24 protein-coding genes are annotated in these 20,968 nt (G+C 72.8%); 15 read left to right on the forward strand and 9 right to left on the reverse strand.

All coding sequences use genetic code 11. The features are described from left to right. Positions 1-47: 47 nt before the first annotated feature. Together GJ743_RS19765 and GJ743_RS16145 are read left to right on the forward strand one after the other, a co-directional pair. The gene (locus GJ743_RS19765; RefSeq protein WP_155052927.1) at positions 48-653 is read left to right on the forward strand and encodes a class I SAM-dependent methyltransferase; all 606 of its coding nucleotides are present in this window, start codon (positions 48-50) and stop codon (positions 651-653) included. Beyond that, positions 650-1,369, forward strand: a complete 720-nt coding sequence (locus GJ743_RS16145) for an NAD-dependent deacylase (protein WP_328289278.1) — start codon at positions 650-652, stop codon at positions 1,367-1,369. Before GJ743_RS19765 ends, GJ743_RS16145 begins: the two co-directional genes overlap by 4 nt. 68 nt (positions 1,370-1,437) lie before the next feature. Here GJ743_RS16145 and GJ743_RS16150 read toward each other — a convergent pair whose 3' ends face one another. Then, positions 1,438-2,859 carry an MFS transporter gene (locus GJ743_RS16150; RefSeq protein ID WP_155052929.1) on the reverse strand — a complete coding sequence of 474 codons (1,422 nt, stop codon included), beginning with the start codon at positions 2,857-2,859 and terminating at the stop codon, positions 1,438-1,440. 27 nt (positions 2,860-2,886) lie between these two features. Next, positions 2,887-3,648, reverse strand: a complete 762-nt coding sequence (locus tag GJ743_RS16155; RefSeq protein WP_328289279.1) for an EI24 domain-containing protein — start codon at positions 3,646-3,648, stop codon at positions 2,887-2,889. Positions 3,649-3,818: 170 nt separating this feature from the next. On the opposite strand from GJ743_RS16155, the gene GJ743_RS16160 reads away from it, so the two are divergent. From GJ743_RS16160 to GJ743_RS16175, 4 genes are all read left to right on the forward strand, one after another. Next, complete coding sequence (locus GJ743_RS16160) at positions 3,819-4,760, forward strand: cytochrome b/b6 domain-containing protein (RefSeq protein WP_155052930.1); 942 nt, start codon at positions 3,819-3,821, stop codon at positions 4,758-4,760. A 65-nt stretch (positions 4,761-4,825) separates the two neighbouring features. Beyond that, positions 4,826-5,251, forward strand: coding sequence for a DoxX family protein (locus GJ743_RS16165; RefSeq protein WP_155052931.1), 426 nt, complete (start codon positions 4,826-4,828; stop codon positions 5,249-5,251). Positions 5,252-5,276: 25 nt separating this feature from the next. Next, positions 5,277-5,471: a hypothetical protein gene (locus tag GJ743_RS16170; RefSeq protein WP_155052932.1), complete on the forward strand. Its 195-nt coding sequence runs from the start codon at positions 5,277-5,279 to the stop codon at positions 5,469-5,471. Positions 5,472-5,482: 11 nt separating this feature from the next. Beyond that, positions 5,483-6,361, forward strand: a complete 879-nt coding sequence (locus tag GJ743_RS16175; RefSeq protein WP_155052933.1) for an alpha/beta fold hydrolase — start codon at positions 5,483-5,485, stop codon at positions 6,359-6,361. On the opposite strand, the gene GJ743_RS16180 is transcribed toward GJ743_RS16175, so the two are convergent. From GJ743_RS16180 to GJ743_RS16190, 3 genes are read right to left on the reverse strand one after another with little or no spacing between them, the layout of a single operon-like run. After that, entirely contained in the window at positions 6,358-7,428 is a 1,071-nt protein-coding gene (locus tag GJ743_RS16180) for a PHP domain-containing protein (RefSeq protein WP_155052934.1), read from the reverse strand. The two genes, GJ743_RS16175 and GJ743_RS16180, sit on opposite strands and share 4 nt — an antisense overlap. Positions 7,429-7,439: 11 nt before the next feature. Beyond that, the gene (locus GJ743_RS16185) at positions 7,440-7,811 is read right to left on the reverse strand and encodes a VOC family protein (RefSeq protein ID WP_155052935.1); all 372 of its coding nucleotides are present in this window, start codon (positions 7,809-7,811) and stop codon (positions 7,440-7,442) included. A gap of 41 nt (positions 7,812-7,852) precedes the next feature. Next, positions 7,853-8,515, reverse strand: coding sequence for a cyclase family protein (locus tag GJ743_RS16190; protein ID WP_155052936.1), 663 nt, complete (start codon positions 8,513-8,515; stop codon positions 7,853-7,855). 144 nt (positions 8,516-8,659) lie between these two features. On the opposite strand from GJ743_RS16190, the gene GJ743_RS16195 reads away from it, so the two are divergent. Then, on the forward strand, positions 8,660-9,856 hold the full coding sequence (locus GJ743_RS16195) for an AI-2E family transporter (protein ID WP_155052937.1): 1,197 nt from the start codon (positions 8,660-8,662) through the stop codon (positions 9,854-9,856). A gap of 11 nt (positions 9,857-9,867) precedes the next feature. On the opposite strand, the gene GJ743_RS16200 is transcribed toward GJ743_RS16195, so the two are convergent. Further along, positions 9,868-10,350 (reverse strand): NUDIX domain-containing protein, encoded by a 483-nt coding sequence (locus GJ743_RS16200; protein ID WP_155052938.1) that lies wholly within the window; start codon positions 10,348-10,350, stop codon positions 9,868-9,870. 281 nt (positions 10,351-10,631) lie between these two features. Here GJ743_RS16200 and GJ743_RS16205 point away from each other — a divergent pair, with 281 nt between their 5' ends. Then, positions 10,632-11,273, forward strand: a complete 642-nt coding sequence (locus GJ743_RS16205; RefSeq protein ID WP_155052939.1) for an SDR family oxidoreductase — start codon at positions 10,632-10,634, stop codon at positions 11,271-11,273. Here the strand turns inward: GJ743_RS16205 and GJ743_RS16210 are convergent, their stop codons facing one another. Beyond that, positions 11,274-12,296 carry a LacI family DNA-binding transcriptional regulator gene (locus tag GJ743_RS16210; RefSeq protein ID WP_155052940.1) on the reverse strand — a complete coding sequence of 341 codons (1,023 nt, stop codon included), beginning with the start codon at positions 12,294-12,296 and terminating at the stop codon, positions 11,274-11,276. A gap of 180 nt (positions 12,297-12,476) precedes the next feature. On the opposite strand from GJ743_RS16210, the gene GJ743_RS16215 reads away from it, so the two are divergent. From GJ743_RS16215 to GJ743_RS16245, 7 genes are all read left to right on the forward strand, one after another. Further along, positions 12,477-14,507, forward strand: a complete 2,031-nt coding sequence (locus tag GJ743_RS16215; RefSeq protein ID WP_230386853.1) for a beta-galactosidase — start codon at positions 12,477-12,479, stop codon at positions 14,505-14,507. Then, positions 14,504-15,454: a carbohydrate ABC transporter permease gene (locus tag GJ743_RS16220; protein ID WP_155052942.1), complete on the forward strand. Its 951-nt coding sequence runs from the start codon at positions 14,504-14,506 to the stop codon at positions 15,452-15,454. Before GJ743_RS16215 ends, GJ743_RS16220 begins: the two co-directional genes overlap by 4 nt. Before the next feature lie 137 nt (positions 15,455-15,591). After that, on the forward strand, positions 15,592-16,398 hold the full coding sequence (locus GJ743_RS16225; RefSeq protein ID WP_155052979.1) for a carbohydrate ABC transporter permease: 807 nt from the start codon (positions 15,592-15,594) through the stop codon (positions 16,396-16,398). A gap of 52 nt (positions 16,399-16,450) precedes the next feature. Next, positions 16,451-17,779, forward strand: coding sequence for an ABC transporter substrate-binding protein (locus tag GJ743_RS16230; RefSeq protein ID WP_155052943.1), 1,329 nt, complete (start codon positions 16,451-16,453; stop codon positions 17,777-17,779). An 86-nt stretch (positions 17,780-17,865) separates the two neighbouring features. Then, positions 17,866-18,627: a hypothetical protein gene (locus tag GJ743_RS16235; protein WP_155052944.1), complete on the forward strand. Its 762-nt coding sequence runs from the start codon at positions 17,866-17,868 to the stop codon at positions 18,625-18,627. Between the two features lie 192 nt (positions 18,628-18,819). After that, a complete protein-coding gene (locus tag GJ743_RS16240) occupies positions 18,820-19,122 on the forward strand; it encodes a DUF1540 domain-containing protein (protein WP_155052945.1) in 303 nt (100 codons plus the stop codon). 94 nt (positions 19,123-19,216) lie between these two features. Further along, on the forward strand, positions 19,217-19,627 hold the full coding sequence (locus GJ743_RS16245) for a helix-turn-helix domain-containing protein (protein WP_155052946.1): 411 nt from the start codon (positions 19,217-19,219) through the stop codon (positions 19,625-19,627). Here GJ743_RS16245 and GJ743_RS16250 read toward each other — a convergent pair. Together GJ743_RS16250 and GJ743_RS16255 are read right to left on the reverse strand one after the other, a co-directional pair. Next, a complete protein-coding gene (locus GJ743_RS16250) occupies positions 19,609-20,235 on the reverse strand; it encodes a ClpP family protease (protein ID WP_155052947.1) in 627 nt (208 codons plus the stop codon). The genes GJ743_RS16245 and GJ743_RS16250 overlap by 19 nt on opposite strands. Beyond that, complete coding sequence (locus GJ743_RS16255) at positions 20,232-20,855, reverse strand: ClpP family protease (protein ID WP_155052948.1); 624 nt, start codon at positions 20,853-20,855, stop codon at positions 20,232-20,234. The genes GJ743_RS16250 and GJ743_RS16255 overlap by 4 nt, the downstream gene beginning before the upstream one ends. Positions 20,856-20,968: the final 113 nt, after the last annotated feature.

The raw sequence follows: 20,968 nt of genomic DNA on the forward strand, positions 1-20,968 counted from the left end.
GCCCGGCCGCTTGACGAGCGGGGCGCCGCGTGGTCGCATGACCTGTGATGGATGCCGCGCGGCCCCCGCTCATCTCCGATGACGAACTCGACGACCTCGAGCGCGAGGCGATCGGGCGCGTCCGAGGCCGGGTGCTCGAGATCGGCGCGGGCGAGGGCGAGAACTTCGGCGCGTTCGACCCGGGGGTCGAGTGGATCGGACTCGAACCCGATGCCGAGCGGCGCGGCGAGCTCGCGACGCGCTCGCGGGAGTGGCACCACGAGGGCGAACCGCTCGATGCGGTGGCCGAGCACATCCCGCTGCCCGACGCCTCGGTCGACGCCGTCGTGGGCACCTACGTCCTCTGCTCGGTGACCGACCAGGCGGCGACGCTCGCCGAGGTCCGGCGGGTGCTCCGCCCGGGCGGCACCGTCGTCTTCGTCGACCACGTCGTCGCGCCGCCGGGCACGTTGAAGCGCGGCGTCCAGCGAGTCGTCACGCCGTTCTCGAAGCGGTACTGCCACGGATGCCACTGGGACCGCGACACGGGCGCCGCGCTCGCCGCCGCCGGCTTCGAGGCCGACGAGGCGCGCCTCGTGCGGGTGCCGTCGTTCCCGTTCGGGCCGACCCGTGTGCTCGTATTCCGCGGGCGCCTGCCCGGAGCCGTCGCGTGACGCCCGGCCTCGGCGGCAGCCCGCGCATCGTCGTCCTCACCGGTGCCGGCATCTCCGCCGAGAGCGGCGTGCCGACCTTCCGGGACGCCGGCGGGCTCTGGGAGGGGCACCGCGTCGAGGACGTCGCCACGCCGGAGGCGTTCGAACTGGACCCCGACACCGTGCAGCGCTTCTACGACGCGAGGCGCCGCGCCGTGGCATCCGTCGCCCCCAATCCGGCGCACGAGGCGCTCGCCGCGCTCGAGCGCGAACTCGGCGACGACCTGCTCGTCGTCACGCAGAACATCGACGACCTGCACGAGCGCGCAGGATCGACGCGCGTGCTGCACATGCACGGCGAGCTCGGCCGCGCGCGCTGCGTCGCGTGCGAGGCGCGCACCGAGGCGCCGGGCGACCTGCTGCCCGGCACGCCGTGCTTGAACTGCGGCGAGCGGATGCTCCGCCCGGACGTGGTCTGGTTCGGCGAGATGCCGTACGGCCTCGACGAGATCGACGTCGCGCTCGCCGGGTGCGACGCGTTCGTGGCGATCGGCACCTCCGGCGCCGTGTACCCGGCGGCGGGGTTCGTGCTCACGGCGTCCGCGTTCGGCGCGTCGACGCTCGAACTGAACCTCGCCGAGAGCGAGATCACGCCGTTCTTCGGCGCCTCGCGGCTCGGGCTCGCGAGCGTGCTCGTGCCCGAGTGGGTGGGCGAGATGCTCGCCGCCCCGCGCTGAGCCGGGCGACGACGGATGCCGCGGTGCGTGGGCGGCCGCCGCGGCATCCGCCGCCGGGTCCTCACCAGCTACTTCGCCGGGTCGGGCGGATTCGGATGCACCTGCGCGGAAATCGTCCGCCGCGGTCTCCACGCGAGCGCCACGACGAGCGTCGCGACCGCGAGCCCGACCGTCGCCGTCGCGAGGACGAGCCAGTCGGCGGGGTCGGTGCCGCCCGAGAAGGAGAGCCCGACGACGACGGCCGCGCCGATGCAGCCGAGGCTCCGCGCGGTCTGGAACAGGCCGGCCGCCTGGCCGACGTGCTCGCTCGGCGCGGCGACGTAGAGCGACTGCGTGATCGAGACGAGCACGAAGACGTACGGGATGCCGACGGCCGCGGTCGCCGCGAGCACCGCCCACGCTGCGGTGGACGCGCCGAGCAGCGGCAGCGCGAGCGCGCCGACGGTGAGCGCGCCGAGCCCGATCACGAGGGTGCGCTGCAGGCCGCTGCGGTCGATCAGCCGCTCGACGAGCGGTGCCGTGACGACGTTGAAGGCGGCGAGCGGGAGCAGCAGCACGCCGATGAGGTCGGTACGGTACCCGGCGTGGTCCTCGAGGTACTGCGGGATGCCGAACAGGGCCCCGTAGAACACGAGGTTGGCGAGGATGAACAGCGCGTACACCCGGACGAGCGGCGTGTTCGCCGCGAGCAGCCGCAGGTCGATGAACGGCGTCGCGGCGCGCAGCTCGTGCCAGCCGAACAGGGCGACCGCGGCCGCGATCACCGGCAGCAGGAACCACGGCGGATCGTCGGCGAGTTCGAGCAGGAACACGAGCAGCGTCGCGACGGCAACGACGAAGAGCGTCACCCCCGGGAGGTCGGCCTCGCCGAGGGTGCGCCGCAACGGCACGCGGGTGCGGGGCGCGTCGCGCGGCGCGAGGATGCCGGTGCTCACGAGCGCGAGCGCGGCGAGCGGGATGTTGATCCAGAAGATGGCCGGCCAGCCGAACGCCACGATGAGCAGGCCCCCGAGGACCGGCCCGATCGCCGCGGACGACGTGTCGACGAGCTGGATGCGTCCGATCATCTTCGTCGCGTTCCCGCCGGAGGTCGCCGCGACCGCGCGCAGCATCGCCGCGGCCGACGGGAACGCGGTCGCGGTGCCGATCGCGAGCAGCACCCGCACGGCGCAGAGCACGACGAGGTTCGGCGCGAACGGTCCGAGCGCCCCCGCGAGCGCCACGGTCCACATCCCGATTGCGAACACGCGCCGCGGTCCGTACCGGTCGGCGAGTCGTCCCATGACCGGCTGCAGCACCGCCGAGGTGAGGTAGAAGACCGAGATGACCCAGGTCACGGTCGCGACGTCGACGCCGAACTCGCGGCGGAGCGTGCTCAACGCCACCGCGACCATGCCCGAGTTCAGCGCGCTGAGCAGCGTGCCCGTGCAGAGTGCCGCGACGACCCATCGCGCGTGGTGCCGCGCGGGCGCGTCGGCGGTCTGCGACATCGGCGACCCCCTCACCCGTCGCGGTCGTCAGGACTCGGGGCGAGCCTCCCGCGGGCCTCCGAGGCTGTCAAGCGCCGATCTCGCGAGCAGCGTCGCCCCGGCGACCGCGGCCGGCATGGTCGCGACCGCGCCGAGCGGCACGAGGAAGCAGAGCTGGGTCGCGACGCCGAAGCCGAGGAACCGCCAGCGGTTCGCACGCAGCAGCGCACGACGACGCTCCGGCGGGATGCCGCGCGCGTCGAGCGCGCGCGCCGTGAGCTCGCGCGCGAGCAGGCGTCCGGTGAGCACCGCGCCGAGGATCGCGGCCACGACGGTGCCCACGACCGGGACCAGCCCGACGAGCCCGACGAGCACCGCGGACAGGAGCGCCTGAACGATGAGCACGAGCGACCCGCGCACACCGCTCCAGAACCCGGGTCCTTCGCCGGGCGGCGTGCCGTCGGCGTCCGTCTCGACGGCCGCCCAGATGCGCTCGTAGAACGGGTCGCCGACGACGAGAGTGAGCGCGGTGAAGGTCACGAACGCCAGCACCGCCGCGCCGGCGAACACGACGACCGCGACGAGCGTGCGGAACGCGAGGCGCCAGAAGTCCTGCCAGGCGTCGGCGAACGGGGTCGCGAGGTCGACCAGGCCGGGCAGGCCGACGCCGAGCGCGACGAGTCCCCACACGAGCAGCGCGAACACGATCGCCGCGGGCACCAGCCCGAGCAGCATGACGCCCGGGTCGCGCCGCCAGAACGCGAAGCCCCGCAGCAGCATGCGGGCCCCGTCGACGAGATCGTGCAGCACCGGGCCAGCATAGGGTCGAGCGCCCGGTGCGACGCGGTGTTGCGCGCGCGTCACGCGCTCCCAGCCGACGGCGATATCGTCGGAGGCATCCGTTTCACCGCCCGGCGCACGGTCACGTCGCCCGGCAGCCGGCCGCCGCCGGCATCCGTTGGAGAAGGACCCGACGCCGCATGACCACGACCCCCACGACGTCCGCCCGCGCCGCCGAATGGTGGAAGGCGCAGCGCACGCGCGTGCTCTGGGGCGCGGTGATCGCGGTCGTCGCGTTCATCGTGACCGTCGTGATCGCGCGGATCCTGGTCGCCCAGCCGGCGGTCGAGGCGTTCATCGACGCCTACCCGGGCATCATGCCGCCGCCCGAGGGCACCCCCGTGGGCATCCCGTGGTGGCTCGGCTGGCAGCACTTCCTCAACGCGTTCTTCCTCGTGCTGCTCGTCAAGACCGGGCTGGAGCTGCGGGGCAAGCGTCGCCCGCCGGGGTTCTGGACGCGCGACAACACGCGCTGGCCGCGCACGAAGCGCGCCCCTCGCCGCCTGGGCATCTGGCTCTGGTTCCACCTCTGGCTCGACGCCCTCTGGGTGCTCGTCGGCCTCACCTACGTCGTGCTCCTGTTCGCGACCGGCCAGTGGCTGCGGATCGTGCCGACCGACTGGGCCGTCGTCCCGAACGCGATCTCCGCCGCGCTGCAGTACGCGTCGCTCGAGTGGCCGACGGAGGACTCGTGGATCGTCTACAACGCACTGCAGCAGCTCGCGTACTTCGCGGTCGTGTTCATCGCCGCGCCCCTCGCCCTCGTCACGGGCCTGCGACTGTCGTCGATCTGGCCCGTCGAGGGGCGCTGGGCGTCGGCGAAGACCGAGCGGATGGCGCGTGCCCTCCACTACCCGGTGATGCTGTTCTTCCTCGCCTTCACGTTCGTGCACGTCGTGCTCGTGCTCTCGACGGGCGCGCTGCGCAAGCTCAACCAGATGTACGCCGCCCGTGACACCGACGACTGGATCGGCTTCGTGGTGTTCGCGCTGTCGGTCGTCGCCATGGTGGTCGCCTGGTTCGCGGCGACGCCGCCGCGCCTGAAGCGCATCGCCGCGAAGTCGGGACGCGTGCAGGGCTGACGGTTTCCTGCGAACGCCCGGCCGACGGGTGACGGAGCACCGTCCCCGTTCGTACGCTCGAGCGCATGACCCGTTCGCCCGCCGTGCCGCCCTCGACGCCCGCGCGGACCGCCGGCCGATGGTTCCTCGCCGCGAGCCTCGTGTTCGCGGGGGTCAGCCACCTCTTCTGGGCCAGGCGCGAGTTCCGCGCCCAGGTGCCGCCGTGGGTGCCCATGGACGCCGACGCGGTCGTCGTCGGCTCGGGCGTCGTCGAGGTCGGACTGGGCGCCGCGCTCGTCACGCTCCCGCGCGAGCGGTCGCGCATCGGCTGGGTCGTGGCGGCGTTCTTCGCGGCCGTGTTCCCCGGCAACGTCGCCCAGTGGCGCGAGCGCCGCGACGCGTTCGGGCTCACGACCGACCGTGCGCGGTTCGTGCGCCTGTTCTTCCAGCCCGTGCTCATCGGGCTCGCGCTCTGGTCGACCAGCGCGCCGCGTGACGCGCGGACCCGGTGAGCCCTCGCCGGGCTAGGCTCGAGGGATGAGCCGCACCGTCTGGACCGTCCTCGGCGTCATCGCCGCCGTCGTGATCGCGTGGGTGCTCGTGGACGTGGTCTTCAGCGTGTTGTGGTTCGTCGTGAAGCTGGCCATCGTGGCCGTCGTCGCGGTCGCCGTGTTCTTCTGGCTGAAGTGGCTCGTGACCAGCCGCGACGACCGACGAGCGGTCGAGCGATAGCGGACGATCGCATGGAGACGACGACCGTCGACGTCCCATCGCCGCACGGCGGTGCCGTGCGGGCGTTCGACACCGGCTCGCCGTCCCCAGGCGCACCCGTGGTCGTCTGGCACGCCGGGTCGCCGCACACGGGTGAGCCGCTGGAGCCGCTCGCCGAGGCGGCACGGGCGCGCGGCATCCGGCTCGTCACGTTCGCGCGCCCCGGCTACGGCGGGTCGACGTCGCGACCGGGACGGAACGTGGCCTCCGTCGCCGCCGACGTCGCGGCGATCGCCGACGCCCTCGGCATCGACCGCTTCGCCGTCGTCGGTTACTCGGGCGGCGGACCGCACGCGCTCGCGTGCGCGGCAGTGCTTCCCGATCGCGTGAGCGCCGCCGCCGTGCTCGCGAGCCCGGCGCCGCTCGACGGCGACGACTGGTTCGCCGGCATGCACGCGCCAGGCGCACTGCGTGCGGCGTCCGTCTCCCGCGAGGAGCGGATGCGGTTCGCCGAGACCGACGAATTCGACCCGGCGCAGTTCATCGACGCCGACTTCGCCCTGCTCTCCGGCGAGTGGGGCGCGGTGGGCCGCGACGCCGGGCGCGCCGAGTCGGCGGGTCCCGGCGGACTCGTCGACGACGACGTGGCGTTCACGCGGGGCTGGGGCTTCGACCTCGCCGACGTGCGCGTCCCCGCGCTGCTCGTGCAGGGCGAACTCGACCGGGTGATCCCGCGCGCCCACGCCGTTCGCCTCGTCGGCGGCCTGCCCGACGCGCGGCTGTGGATGCGGCTCGACGACGGGCACGTCGCGGTGCTCCGCGTGGTGCCCGAGGTGCTCGACTGGCTGGCCGAGCGCTCCGGCGGGGGCGCGGCTCCCGGGCCGGCCGACGGCGGCGGCTCCGACGGCTAGGGCGAGACCCGCTTCTTCGACCCCGCCCAGTCGACGAGGCGGTCGGCGTCCCACGTCGTGACGATCCGCTCCGGCGGGATCCCCGCCGCTTCGGCGCGGGCCGCGCCGAGTGCGAGGAACCCGAAGTGGCCGGGCGCGTGCCCGTCGGTGTCGATCGAGAACCGGCAGCCGGCCGCGAGCGCAACGGCGATGAGGTCGTCGGGCGGATCCTGCCGCTCCGGCCGCGAGTTGAGCTCGACCGCGACGTCGTGCTCGGCGCACGCGGCGAACACGGCCGCCGCGTCGAACTCCGACTGCGGGCGGGTGCCGCGCGAGCCCTGCACGAGCCGGCCCGTGCAGTGCCCGAGCACGTTCATGCGCGGGTCGCGGATGGCACGGAGCATCCGCTTCGTCATCTCGTCGCGCGGCGCGCGCAGCTTGGAGTGCACGCTCGCGACCACCACGTCGAGGCGGTCGAGCAGGTCGGGGCGCTGGTCGAGCACGCCGTCCTCGAGGATGTCGACCTCGATGCCGGTGAGGATGCGCACGCCGAGGCCGCCGCGGTCGCGGTCGGCGCGCGCGTTGTCGCGGTCGGGCTCGCCCAGTCCGGCGTTCAGGGCGCCCACGATCTCGAGCTGCGACTCGAGCCGCTCGGGGGAGAGCCCGTTCGCGACGCGGAGCGTCGGCGAGTGGTCGGTGAGCGCGAAGTACTCGAGCCCGGCGGATGCCGCGGCCCGCGCCATCGCGGCGATGCTCGTCGTGCCGTCCGACCAGTCGGAGTGCGCGTGCAGATCGCCGCGCAGCAGCGCCCGGAGGCCCGTCGAGGTCTCGACGCCCGCCTTCTCGCGGAGGTCGGCGAGGTAGCCGGGCACCTTCCCGTCGAGCGCCTCGACGATCACGCCGAGGCTCGAGTCGCCGATGCCGGGGGTCTTCTTCAGTCGCCCGTCGGCGGCGCGGGCTCGCAGTTCGTCGTCGGAGAGCGGGCCGATCACGCCCGCCGCGCGTCGGAACGCCTTGGCCTTGAACGGCGACGCGAGCTGCACCTCGAGCAGCGACGCGATCTCCTCGAGCGCCTGCACCGGGTCCATCGCCGCGCCCGTCAGCGGTGCTGGTCGACGAGCACGGGGTTGCCGTCGGGATCGACGACGATGAAGCTCCCCGGTCCCGACCCGCTCTCGTCGACCTCCGAGACGAACTCGGCGCCGGCCTCCCGGAGCCGACGCTGCAGCTCGCGCACATCGGTGAACGGGTCGACCTCGGCGGCCGACTGGTCCCAGCCGGGGTTGAACGTGAGCAGGTTCCGCTCGAACATCCCGCGGAAGAGCCCGATCACGTGGGATCCGTTGCGGAGCATCAGCCACCCCTGGTCGGGGTCGCCGCCGAACGCCTCGAATCCGAGCCGCTCGTAGAACTCCCGTGAGGCGGCGAGGTCGCTGACGGCGAGGCTGACGGAGAACGCACCGAGGTCCATCGCCCCAGTCTGCTCGCGTTCCCGGCGCCGCGGAACCCCGATCACTCGAGGAACGCGACCGCCCGCACGGGCGCGCCGTCGACGCCGAGCCGGAGCGGGAAGAAGCCGACACGCACGCGCGTCGGAAGGCCCTCGAGCCCCGCGACGTTCTCGACGATGAGGTGGTCGGCGCCGAGGACCAGCTCGTGCACCGGGAACGACGTCGTGCCCGCGGCATCCGTCGGATCGGGGCTCAGGGTGTCGACCGCGAGCACGTGCACGCCGCGGGCGACGAGCTCGGCCGCGGCGGCCGGGTCGAGCGTCGGATGCCGCAGCGCGCGCTCGTCGCCGAACCACCGCCACCACCCGGTGTGGATGATCGCGATCGGGGGCAGCGCATCGGGCAGCGCACCGTCGGGCAGCGCGGCCGCGAGCTCGGCGAGTCCGTACGTGGCGCCGTCGGCGAGGCCCTCGAGGTGGAACACGAAGGCGTCGCCGACGAGCTCGGCGAGGGCGACCCCGGCCATGGTCCGACCGCCGGCGATCGCGTGCGCCGGGGCGTCGACGTGCGTGCCGGTGTGCGACCCGAGCCCGAGTGCGGTGACGGCGACGCCGTCGCGGTCGATCTCGAGCGCGGGGGAGAGGCGCACCGCCGGGTCGCCCGGGTAGACCGTCATGCCGTCGACGATCGGGTGGCTGAGATCGCGCATGCTCGACGGAGGCATGCTGCATGCTAGGCCGCGTCGGCCGGGCGCCGGGACACGGAAACGCCGATGCGCGCGACGCCGGTCGCGACGGGAGGGCGGCGCGTCGCGGACGCACCGGGTCAAGGCCTTCACCGCCGCGCGCGCCGCGCCTATCGTCGAGCCATGGTCCTCCGACGCCGTCCAGCACGCGACCCCGAGCCCGACCCCGGCGTGCCGCCGGCCCCCGAGCACGCGAGGCGCGGTGCGGGCGGGCCGATCTGGAACGACCGCCTCGGCCGGTGGTCGATCCGGAGCCTCCAGATCCTCATCGTCATCGCCCTCGGCGCGCTCGGCGTGTGGGCGCTCACCCGGGTCACCCTCATCGTGATCCCCGTGCTCATCGCCCTCATCCTCGCCGCGGCGGCGAGCCCGCTGATCGCGTGGCTCCGCCGCGGGATGCCGCCGATCCTGGCCGCGTGGACCGCGCTCCTCGGCGGCATCCTCGTGCTCGGCGGGATCGTCACCGCCATCGTGTTCGCCGTCCGCTCCCAGTGGAACGACCTCGCCGACTCGGCGGTCGCGGGCTTCGAGGACCTCGTCGACTGGGTGCAGACCCTGCCGATCCCCGTCGACCAGTCGCAGCTCGACGAGTGGCGCGACGGCATCCTCGACTTCGTCACGAGCGCGGAGTTCGGGCAGAGCGCGCTCACCGGCGTGTCGCAGGCGACGGAGTTCGTCACCGGCCTCGTGCTGATGCTCGTCGTCCTGTTCTTCTTCCTGAAGGACGGCGACCGGATCTGGGCGTTCTTCATGCGGCCGTTCACGGGCGACCGGCTCGAGCGCGGCCGTCGCGTCGGGGAGACGAGCGTCAAGGTGCTCGGCGGGTACGTCCGCGGCACGGCCATCGTCGCCCTCGTCGACGCGGTCGCGATCGGCATCGGCCTCGCGATCCTGCAGGTGCCGCTCGCGCTGCCGCTCGCCGTCATCGTGTTCCTGACCGCCTTCATCCCGCTCGTGGGCGCCACGGTCGCCGGCATCCTCGCGGCGCTCGTCGCGCTCGTCGCCAACGGCCCGATCGTCGCCCTCATCGTCGTCGCGATCGTGATCGCGGTGAACCAGCTCGAGGGCGACCTGCTGCAGCCCGTCGTCATGGCGCAGTCGCTGAAGCTGCATCCGCTCGTCGTGCTCATCGCCCTCACCGCCGGCACGATCCTCGGCGGCATCGCGGGCGCCGTGCTCGCGGTCCCGCTCGCGGCGGTCGGCTGGGCGATCGTGAAGGTGTGGGACGCCCCCGATCCCTCGCTCGACGAGCGCAAGCACCTGCACCTCCGGCGCCGGAGATCGACCGGCGACGTCGGGAGCGACGTGCCCGTCGCCTGATCGGCGGCCGCTCAGCCGCCGAGGTCGCCCGCGGTGATCCCGGTCTCCAGGCGGTCGAGGGCGACGACCTGTCCTTTGACCAGCAGGTCGCGTGCCTCGTCGACGGAGGCCCACCGCGCCTCGTCGATCTCGGGGAACGTCTCGGTCCGGCCCGACCGCGGCGGCCATTCCAGCTCGAAGGTCCCCGGGCGAAGCTCGGCGAGCTCGAAGCCGGGCGCCTCGCCCGCGAAGACGCGCAGCACCTTCTTGGCGGACGCCCGCACGGTCCCGAGGTCGACGTAGGCGACGTCGGGCGCCCGCACGCCGACCTCCTCCTCGAACTCGCGGAACGCCGCGTCGCGCGGATCTTCCCCCGGGTCGATGAGCCCCTTCGGCATCGACCAGGCGCGCTCGTGGCGGCCGGCCCAGAACGGCCCGCCCATGTGCGCGATGAAGACCTCGAGCCCGGGCGCGCGACGGTAGAGGAGCACGCCCGCGCTCTGCAGCGTCGTCATCGGCGGGGGATCGCGCGGGCGGCGGCGGGCGAGGTCACCGCTTCGGTGCGCGCGCGAACACCCACAGGCAGGCGGCGAGGCCGACGCCGCCGACCGCCATGATCCCGAAGATCGCCCCCCAGAGCACCGTTTCGACCGACATGCGCACCTCCGTGTGTGTCCGTTGCCTCATTCTGGCGCGCGGACGGACGCCTGCGCCAGCATCGGAACGGCATCGACGGACGGTGGCCGCCCGCGGCATCCGTCGGTAGCGTGGGACGTCGAACGACGGGGAGAGTGTCATGGCGAAGGTGCTGGTCATCGGCGGGCATGGTCGGGTCGCGTTGCAGCTCGCTCGGATCCTGACGGAACGCGGCGACGAGGTCGATTCGGTCATCCGCAATCCCGGCCACGCCGCCGAGGTCGGGGCGACCGGCGCGAATCCGGTCGTGGCGGACGTCGAGTCCCTCGACGTCGCGGGCCTCGCCGACGTGATCGCCGGGCATGACGCGGTCGTCTGGTCGGCAGGTGCCGGCGGGGGCGACCCGGTGCGCACGCGCGCGGTCGACCACGACGCTGCGGTCCGGTCGATGGATGCCGCGGCGCAGGCGGGCGTCGGCCGGTACGTGATGGTGTCGTACTTCGGGTCGCGCGTCGATCACCGGGTGCCCGCCGACAGCGCGTTCCGGCACTACGCCGACGCGAAGGCCGACGCCGACGAGCACCTCCGCGCCTCGGGGCTCGACTACACGATCCTCGGGCCGTCGACCCTTTCCGACGGGCCGGGCACGGGCCGGATCGACGCGACCGCCGAGGAGAGTTCCGACGTCGATCGCGCGGACGTCGCGGCGACGGTCGCGGCGGCCCTCGTCGAGCCCGCGACGGTCGGTCGCACCATCCGGTTCAACCGCGGGCAGACCCCGATCGCCGACGCGCTGCGCTGATCAGGCCGAGCCGCGCCAGACGATGTCGCAGTCGAGCCGCACCTCGGCCGCCGGCTCGTCGCCGCGGAGGCGCGCGAGCACGAGGCGCGCGGCCTCGGCGCCGAGCCCGGCCGCCGGCTGGCGCACCGTCGAGAGCGCCGGGGTCGTGCGCAGCGCCCAGGCGGAGTCGTCGAAGCCCACGACGCCGATGTCGTCGGGCACGCTCCGACCGGTCTCCTTGATCGCCTCGATGGCGCCGGCGGCGACCGCGTCGGAAGCCGCGAACACGCCGTCGAGGTCGGGCGCTCGCTCGAGCAGTCGCCGCATGCCGTCGCGACCGGCCGAGTAGGAGTACAGCGGCACTGGCTCGACGAGCGACTCGTCGAACGCATCGCCCAGCGCCTCGCGGAAGCCGGTGAGCCGATCGGCGCCCGAGTCGCGGTCGAGCGCCGCGGCGATCATGCCGATCCGCCGGCGCCCCGTCTCGACGAGCCGGCGCGTGATCGACGAGGCCGCGCCGACGTTGTCGATGACGACGAACGACGCGGAGCCCGCGGCGCCCGGCGGGTGGCCGACGTACGCGGCGGGGAGCTGGAGCCGCTCGACGACGCGCGTGACCGGGTCGTCGGCCCGCGCGGACACGATGATCACCCCGTCGACGAGCCCGCCCGAGAGGTAGCGCGCGACCCGGTCGGTGTCACGCTCGGTGTCGACGATCAGCACCGCCATCTGGTGGTCGGCCTCCGAGAGCCGGGTGTTCGCGCCGAGCAGGATCTCGCCGATGTTCGGGTCCTCGACGAACAGCGAGTGCGGTTCGTGCACGATGAAGCCGACGGCCTGGGTGCGCTGCATGACGAGGTTGCGGGCCGCGGTGTTCGGCACGTAGCCGACCTTCTCGATCGCGGCCTCGATGGCCTCGCGCGCCGCCGCGGAGACGTAACGCTCGCCGTTGACGTAGCGGCTCACGGTGCCGCGCGAGACCCCCGCCTCGAGCGCGACGTCGTGCACGGTGGCCCGCTTGGAGCGGGCCTGCTTCGTCGTCATGCGACTCACTGTACTGCGGTGGGGTGTTGACACGAGCGAGGCGCGATGGCATTCTGTGTACGTTCACAGAAATTGGCCGAGGGTCTTGCTCGGGCAAATCTGTGCACGTTCACAGAATCAACGACGATCACCGGGAGCACCGTGGACCACCCCGCGACGACGCTGGCGCCGATCCCGCCGCTGCAGGCCGAGCCTGCGCCCGCCGCCGCCCGCCCCCGCTTCCAGCACCAGGGCATCGCGTTCGGCTGCGACTACAACCCCGAGCAGTGGGAGCCTGCCGTCTGGCGAGAGGACGTCGCGCTCATGCGCGAGGCGGGCGTCGACCTCGTCGCGATCAACGTCTTCGGCTGGGCCGCCCTCCAGGGCCCCGACGGCGCGTTCGACTTCGCCGCACTCGACGAGGTGATCGAGCTGCTCCACGCCGCCGGCATCCGGATCAACCTCGGCACCGGCACCTCCTCGCCGCCGCCCTGGCTCACCGCGCGCCACCCCGAGATCCTCCCCGTCGTGGAGGACGGCACGACCCGCTACCCCGGCGGCCGCCAGGCGTGGTGCCCGAGCTCGCCGGTGTTCCGCCGGTACGCGCTCGCGCTCGTCGACGCGGTCGCCGAACGCTACGGCGCCCACCCCGCGGTGGAGCTCTGGCACGTCTCGAACGAGATCGGCTGCCACAACGCGCTCTGCCACTGCGACGAGAGCACGCTCGCCTTCCGTCGCTGGCTGCGCGAGCGCCACGGCACGATCGAGGAGCTCAACCGTGCGTGGGGCACGAGCTTCTGGAGCCAGCGCTACACCGACTGGGACGAGATCCTCACCCCGAAGCTCACGATCTCGAGCCGCAACCCCGGCCAGGTGCTCGACTTCCACCGGTTCTCCTCCGACGAGCTCCTCGGCTACTACCGTGCCGAGGCCGACGCGATCCGCCGGCACAGCGCCCTCCCGATCACGACGAACTTCATGGTCACCGCGCACATCCGCGACCTCGACTACCAGGCTTGGGCGCCCGAGATGGACGTGATCGCGAACGACCACTACCTCGACCACCGACTGGGCGAGCCGCGCACGGAACTCGCGTTCGCGGCCGACCTCACCCGCGGGCTCGCGGGCGGCGAGCCGTGGCTGCTCATGGAGCACTCGACGGGCTCGGTCAACTGGCAGCCCGTGAACCTCGCCAAGGAGCCGGGGCAGCTGCTGCGCAACTCGCTCGCGCACGTCGCGCGCGGCGCCGATGCGGTGTGCTTCTTCCAGTGGCGCGCGTCGCTGCAGGGCTCCGAGAAGTTCCACTCGGCGCTCGTGCCGCACGCCGGCACCGATTCCGACCTGTGGCGCGAGGTCGTCGAACTCGGCCGCATCGTCGGCGCGCTCGACGAGGTCGCCGGCACGCGCGTGCACGCCGACGTGGCGCTGCTGTTCTCCTGGGAGTCGTGGTGGGCGTCCGACGCCGAGAACCGTCCCACGCACGCGATCGAGTACCTCGACCAGGTGCACGCGCTCTACGGCGCGCTGCACGACCTCGGCGTCACCGTCGACGTGGTCCGGCCCGGTGCCGACCTCACGGGCTACCGCCTCGTCGTGGTCCCCGGGCTCTACCTCGTCTCCGATGCGGATGCCGCCGCACTCGACGCGGCCGTGGCATCCGGCACCCACGCCCTCGTGACCTTCTACAGCGGCATCGCCGACGAGCACGACCGCGTGCGACCGGGCGGCTACCCCGGCGCGTGGCGCGACCTGCTCGGCGTCCGCGTCGAGGAGTTCGCGCCCGTGCTCCCCGGCACGACGATCGAACTCGAATCGGGCGCGACCGCCTCGCTGTGGTCCGAACGGCTCGAGGCGACGGATGCCGCGGTGCTCGACCGCTTCGCGGACGGCCCCGCCGCCGGACGACCCGCCGTGACCCGCCGCGCCGGCGTCGACGGATCGGGCGACGCGTGGTACCTCGCGACGCTGCTCGGGCGGGACGACCTGCTCGACCTCGTCGACCGGGCGCTCGAGGGAGCGGGCGTGGCATCCGTCGCCGGCGCCTCGGCCGACGTCGAGGTCACCCGCCGATCCGGCGACGGACGCGCCTACCTGTTCGTCGTCAACCACGGATCCGACGACGTCGAGGTCGTCGCCCGCGGCACCGAACTCGTGACCGGAACCGACGTCGACGGCCGCCTCGCGGTGCCCGCCGGCGCCGTCCGCGTGATCAGAGAGGAGGGAGCGGCATGACCGCACCCATCACCAGCCCGGCCGGCGCTCGCACCGCAGCGCGCGACGGCGGGTCGAGGCGGGCGGGCAGCCGTCGCCGCCGTGTCCAGCATCCGGGCGCGATCGTCGCGTTCGTCGCGCCGTTCGCGGTGCTCTTCACCGTGTTCTACCTCGTCCCGATCGGGGTCGCCGTCTGGCAGTCGCTGCTCGTCGTGGAGCGCGAGGGCACCTTCGGCGAGGCCCGCGAGGTCTTCGGCGGCCTCCAGCAGTACGTGCTCGTGTTCCAGAACGAGGCGTTCTGGACGTCGGTGGGCCGCGTGCTGCTGTTCGGCGTCGTGCAGGTGCCCGTCATGCTCGGCCTCGCCCTGCTGTTCGCGCTCCTGCTCGACTCGCCGCTCGTCCGGGGCAAGAAGTTCTTCCGGCTGGCGTTCTTCGCGCCGTACGCCGTCCCGGGCGTCATCGCGGCGATCATGTGGGGCTTCCTGTACTCGCCGAACCTCTCGCCGTTCGAGGCGCTCACGAGCCGGGTCGACCTGCTCTCCGCCGACTTCGTGCTCTGGGCCATCGCCAACGTCGTCACCTGGGTGTTCGTCGGCTACAACATGCTCATCATCTACTCGACCCTCCTGGCGATCCCGCAGGAGGTCTACGAGGCCGCGCGCATCGACGGCGCCGGGCAGGCCCGCATCGCGTGGTCGATCAAGATCCCGCTCGTGCGCCCCGCGCTCGTGCTCACCGCGGTGCTCTCGATCATCGGCACGCTCCAGCTCCTCGCCGAGCCGCAGACGTTCCGGTCGTTCAGCTCGGCGGTCACGAGCACGTACACGCCGAACATGACGATCTACGCCACGAGCGCGGTCCCGAACGTCTCGCTCGCCGCGGCGTTCTCGGTCGTGCTCGCCCTGGCCACGTTCGTGCTCTCGTTCGCATTCCTGCGATTCACCCGACGGAAGGGGGCGGAGGCATGACCACCGTGATCGGTCCGGACGAGACCTCGGCGACGCCCGCCGTGAACCCGCGCGGCATCGGCCGCGGCGGCGACGCCCACCCCGGCACGACGCGCGGCCGCGGCCCCCGCGAGAGCCTCTTCTCGCGAACGGGCGCCATGCTCGTGATGGCGGTCTTCACGCTGTACTTCCTCGTGCCCATCTGGTGGCTGCTCGTGGCCTCCACGAAGGACCGCGGCCAGCTCTTCAGCACGAACCCGCTGTGGTTCGCCGACTTCCAGCTGTTCGAGAACATCGGAGCGCTCTTCGACTACCGGAACGGCGTCTACCTCCGCTGGATCCTCAACAGCCTGCTCTACGCCGGCCTCGGCGCGGTCGTCGCGACGATCCTCGCCGCGATGTGCGGCTACGCCCTCGCGAAGTACCGCTTCCCGGGCCGCGAGACCATCTTCAACATCGTGCTCGGCGGCGTGCTCGTGCCCGCCACCGCCCTCGCGCTCCCGCTGTTCCTGCTGTTCAGCCGGGTGCAGCTCACCGACACGTTCTGGGCCGTCTTCCTGCCGAGCGTCGTGAGCCCGTTCGGCGTGTACCTCTCGCGCGTCTTCGCCGAGGCATCCGTGCCCGACGAACTGCTCGAGGCGAGCCGGCTGGATGGCGCGGGCGAGGTCCGCACGTTCTTCACCGTGTCGATCCGGCTGATGTTCCCTGCGCTCATCACCGTGTTCCTGTTCCAGTTCGTGACCATCTGGAACAACTTCTTCCTGCCGCTGATCATGCTGCGCAGCGAGGAGCTGTTCCCGGTGACCTACGGCCTCTACGCCTGGAACTCGACCATCAACCAGTTCCCCGAGCTGCGCACCTACGTGCTCGTCGGGTCGCTGCTCTCGATCATCCCGCTGATCATCACCTTCCTGCTGCTTCAGCGCTACTGGCGCACGGGCCTCGGCACCGGAGCCCTGAAGTAGACACCCCCGCCCGGGGCATCCGGGCGAACCACCCCACCGAGAAGAGGAAACCATGCGACACACGAAACGAGCGGTCACCGCAGCCCTGCTCACCTCCGCCGCGCTCGCCCTGACCGGATGCGCCGCCGGCGACGCGTCCTCGGGCGGCGACGCCGCCTCGTGCGAGCCCGCAGGCGAAGACGTCACGCTCGAGTTCACGAGCTGGATCCCCGGCATCGAGGACGCCGTCGCGGCCTGGAACGAGGAGAACCCCGACATCCAGGTCGAGGTGCAGACCGGGCCCAACGGCAACTCGGGCACGTACCAGAACTTCTTCAACCAGCTCGAGGCGGGCAACGCCCCCGACCTCGGCCAGATCGAGTACGACGCCCTGCCGAACTTCCGCGTGCAGGACGGCCTCGAGGACCTCGCCGCGTGCGAGGACGTCGTGGCGGCCGAGGACCAGTTCCTCGAGTGGACGTGGGGGCAGGTCTCGCTCGGCACCGACGACCAGGTGTACGGCATCCCGCAGGACCAGGGCCCGATGGCCCTGTTCTACCGCAGCGACCTGTTCGAGCAGGCCGGCATCGACGTGCCGACCACGTGGGAGGAGTACCGCACGGCCGCCGAGGCGATCCGCGAGCAGGGCGGCTACATCACCAACTTCTCGCAGACCGACATCAACCAGTTCGCGGGCTTCGTCTGGCAGGCCGGCGGCCAGTGGTTCGCCAACGACGGCGACGCGTGGACCGTCGAGCTCGCGAGCGACGAGTCGATGACGGTCGCCGAGTACTGGCAGGACCTCATCGAGAACGACCTCGTCTCGACCTACCCGGCCTGGACCGACGAGTGGAACAACGCCTACAACTCGGGCGAGGTCTGGACCTGGAACTCCGCGGTCTGGGGCGCCAACTCGATCGCGTCGGGTGCGCCCGACACGGCCGGCAACTGGTCGGTCGCGCTCGCTCCCCAGTGGGAGTCGGGCGGCGCGGCCGCCGGCAACTGGGGCGGTTCGTCGATCGCGGTGTTCAAGGGCACCGACCACCTGTACGAGTCCGCGAAGTTCGCGCTGTGGCTGAACACCTCCGACGAGGCGCTCACCATCCTCAACGAGCAGGCGGCGATCTACCCGGCCACGAAGGCCGGCCTCGAACTGCCGACGCTCACCGAGGGCGTCGAGTTCTACGGCGGCCAGGCGATCTACGACGTGTTCGCCGAGGCGTCGGCGCAGGTCAACCCCGACTTCGTGTGGGGCCCGACCATGACGCAGACCTACGCCGACGTGTCCGACGGGTTCAAGGCCGCCGCCTCCGGCAGCAGCACCCTCATGGAGGCGCTCGAGAAGGGGCAGCAGTCCACCATCGACGCGCTCGAGGCCCAGTCCATCCCGGTCGCGGAGTAGCCTCCGCCATCCACCGCCCCGTGCCGCGGGCGACGACTCCACCGTCGTCTCCCGCGGCACGGCCGTTTCTGCGGGATGATCGGGGCATGACCCTCCCCGTGCCCGGCGTCCCCGCCGAATCCGACGAGCCGGGCGGCCACAGCTACGCGGCGCTGCTCGCGCCGGCGTCGGCAGCGCCGCGCGATGCGGTCCTCGCGGCGCTCCGCGAGCTCGGCTTCACCGGATGGCTCGCACCCCGGGCCGACGACTGGATCGTCGCGATCGCCGTGCCCGGCGACGGCGCGATCGCCTCCGGGCGCCGCGGCGTGCTCGACGCGGCGGCCGCGCTCGCCGCGGTGCTGCCGGCCACGGCGTTCGCGTTCCGCGTGCGGTGGGACCGCCAGCTCGTGATCGCGGCGTGGATCGCCGGTGAGGAGCTCGGGCGCTACTCGAGCGACCCGTCGCAGGAGCCGGGCGCCGACGAGGAGGTGCTGGACGACCCCTTCGGCGTCGAGCACGCCGCGGCGTTCGCCGCCGCGGCCGGGCGTCCGGACTCGGCGACGGAGTTGGAGGAGGTGCTCGCGGAGCCGCTCGACTCCGACAGCGTGTTCGAGTCGGAGCGCCTCGCGCGCGTGCTCGACCTGCTCGGGATGCCGCGATGGATCGTCGCCTCGGCTGCGCTGCCGAAGGACGTCCCGACCGGGCCCGACGCGCGCGAGTTCGTGAGGCTGGGTGCGGGGTCGACCGGTGCCTCCGGCGTCGTGCGGGGGTGGATGACGGGGCGCGTGCGTCGACGCACGCCGCCGCCGCCGGCGCTCGCCGACCCGCCGCGGGCGGACGATCCGGGCATCGATCCGTGGCTGCTCTGAGCTCGACACTGCCGAGCTCTCGACACTGCTGAGCTCTCGGCACTGCTGAGCTCTCGGCACTGCTGAGATCCCGATTCCGCCGAGCCCCCGATCGCGCTCGCGGTGCCGACACGCCCGAGAGGGGTGGCCGTCGCGGTGGCGCGGGAGTAGCATCGCCGCACTGCCGGACCGACACCGCCTCAGGAGGTCGCCATGAGCATCACCCTCGATGAACTGCCCGCCGTCACCGAGTGCTCGGTGGCCGGGTGCTCCTACAACGACCACTCCCACTGCCACGCCGCGGCGGTGACGATCGCCGGCAGCGTCGGGGATGCCGAGTGCGCGACGTTCATCCCGCTCGGCACGAAGGGCGGCCTCGACAAGGTCGTGACCCACGTCGGTGCCTGCCAGCGTTCGGAGTGCATCCACAACGATGCGCTCGAGTGCCACGCGGCCGCGGTCCGCATCGGGCCGGGAGCGGATGACGCGGACTGCCTGACGTACCAGACGGCGTAGCGACGCGCGGGCGGGGCGCCGCACCCGGCGCCCGCGTTCTGCTGTGAGCGGATCGACCTGTCACGCGACGGCTCCCGTGCGTAGCCTCGGGCTCATGGGCGAGACGATCGAGTTCCCGGGCGAGCGCACCGACACGAGGCGTCCGCGCCGCGCGAGGCCGCTCTGGCGCGACGTGCTCGGCGACGTGCTGCGCGACGAGCGACTCGAGCAGGAGCGCATCCTGACGGAGGTCGCACGGACCGCCGGCGTGTCGCCCCAGTACCTCTCGGAGGTCGAGCGGGGCCGGAAGGAGGCCTCGTCGGAGGTGCTCGGCGCGGTCGCCGACGCGCTGGGCCTCGAACTCGTGGACGTCGTGGGCCGTGTCGCCGGCCGACTCGCGCTGCGTGAGGTGAACGGCGTGCCCGGGGGCGGGATGGCCGGGATGCAGCGGTCCGCCGTGGGTCCGGTGACCGCTCCGTGGAGCGGCGCCCCGGCGCCGACGAACGCCTACCTCCTCGCCGCCTGACCGGGCCCGAGACCGACGGGCACCTGCGCGGTGAGCACCTGGTCGGCGAGCCCGTAGTCGACCGCGGCCTGCGCGGGCAGGATGAGGTCGCGCTCGGTGTCCGTTCGGATCGACGCGGCACTGCGGCCGGTGTCGGCCGCGAGCGCCGCCTCGAGTTCGGCGCGCACCCGCAGCACCTCGTCGGCGTGCAGGATCAGGTCGGGCACGGTGCCGCGACCCTGCGTGGAGGGCTGGTGCAGCGTCACCGTGCTGTGCGGCAGCATCGAGCGCTGTCCCGGGGCACCGCCCGCGAGGAGGACCGCCGCCGGACCGCCCGCACGCCCGACGCACGTGGTCGCGACATCCGCTCGAATGTGCCGCATGGTGTCGTAGACCGCGAGCGCGGCACTCGGCGAGCCGCCGGGGGAGTTCACGTACAGGCTGATCGGCGTCTCGCTGGACTCCGAGGCGAGGTGGAGGAACTGCGCGATGAGCACGTTCGCGACGCCGTCGTCGATCTCGGTGCCGAGGTAGACGATGCGCTCCGAGAGCAGGCGGCTGTAGACGTCGAGCGAACGCTCGACCCCGCCCCGCTTCTCGACGACGTAGGGGATCGTGTACGAGGTCATGCCGGCACCCCCAGCCCCGCGACCGCGCGCGGCTCGAGCGGGAAGAGTTCGTCGAGCCGCTCCGTCACGTGGTCGATGAACCCGTAGTCGACGGCCGCCTCGGCCGTGGACCAGCGGTCGCGGAGCGAGTCCTCGCGCACGCGCTCGACGGACTGTCCGGTGTAGCGCGCGATGAGCCCGAGCACCGTGTCGCGCGTGTAGCGCAGGTCGTCGGCCTGCAGTTCGACGTCGACGGCCGTGCCGCCGATGCCTGCCGAGCCCTGATGCAGGAGGATCCGCGAGTGGGGGAGTGCCGCGCGCTTTCCGGGGGTGCCGGCCGTCAGCAGGAACTGCCCGGCGCTCGCCGCCATGCCGACGGCGATGGTCGCGACATCGTTCGGGATGGCGCGCATCACGTCGTGGATCGCGAGCATCGCCGGCACCGAGCCGCCGGGCGAGTTGATCCAGAAGCGGATGTCGCGGCGCGCGTCGTCGGCGGCAAGCGCGACGAGCTGCGCGCAGATGCGGTTGCCGCCCGCCTGGTCGAGCTCGTCGCCGAGCACGATGATGCGCTCGTGGAAGAGCCGCCGGGTCAGTTCGGCGTCGATGGGCTGGACGGGTGGGGTCTCTCGATCGGTCATGGGCCCAGCCTCCGCCTCCGCGCCCCCATTCCGGGGCGGATGCCGCTCAGGGCAGCGCTGCTCAGGGCAGCGCGGGTGGTCGTGGCTTAGATTGACACGGAGGGAGGTCTCCC

The sequence above is a fragment of the Agromyces bracchium genome, from assembly GCF_009709675.1.
In the GTDB taxonomy this organism is placed as follows: domain Bacteria; phylum Actinomycetota; class Actinomycetes; order Actinomycetales; family Microbacteriaceae; genus Agromyces; species Agromyces bracchium.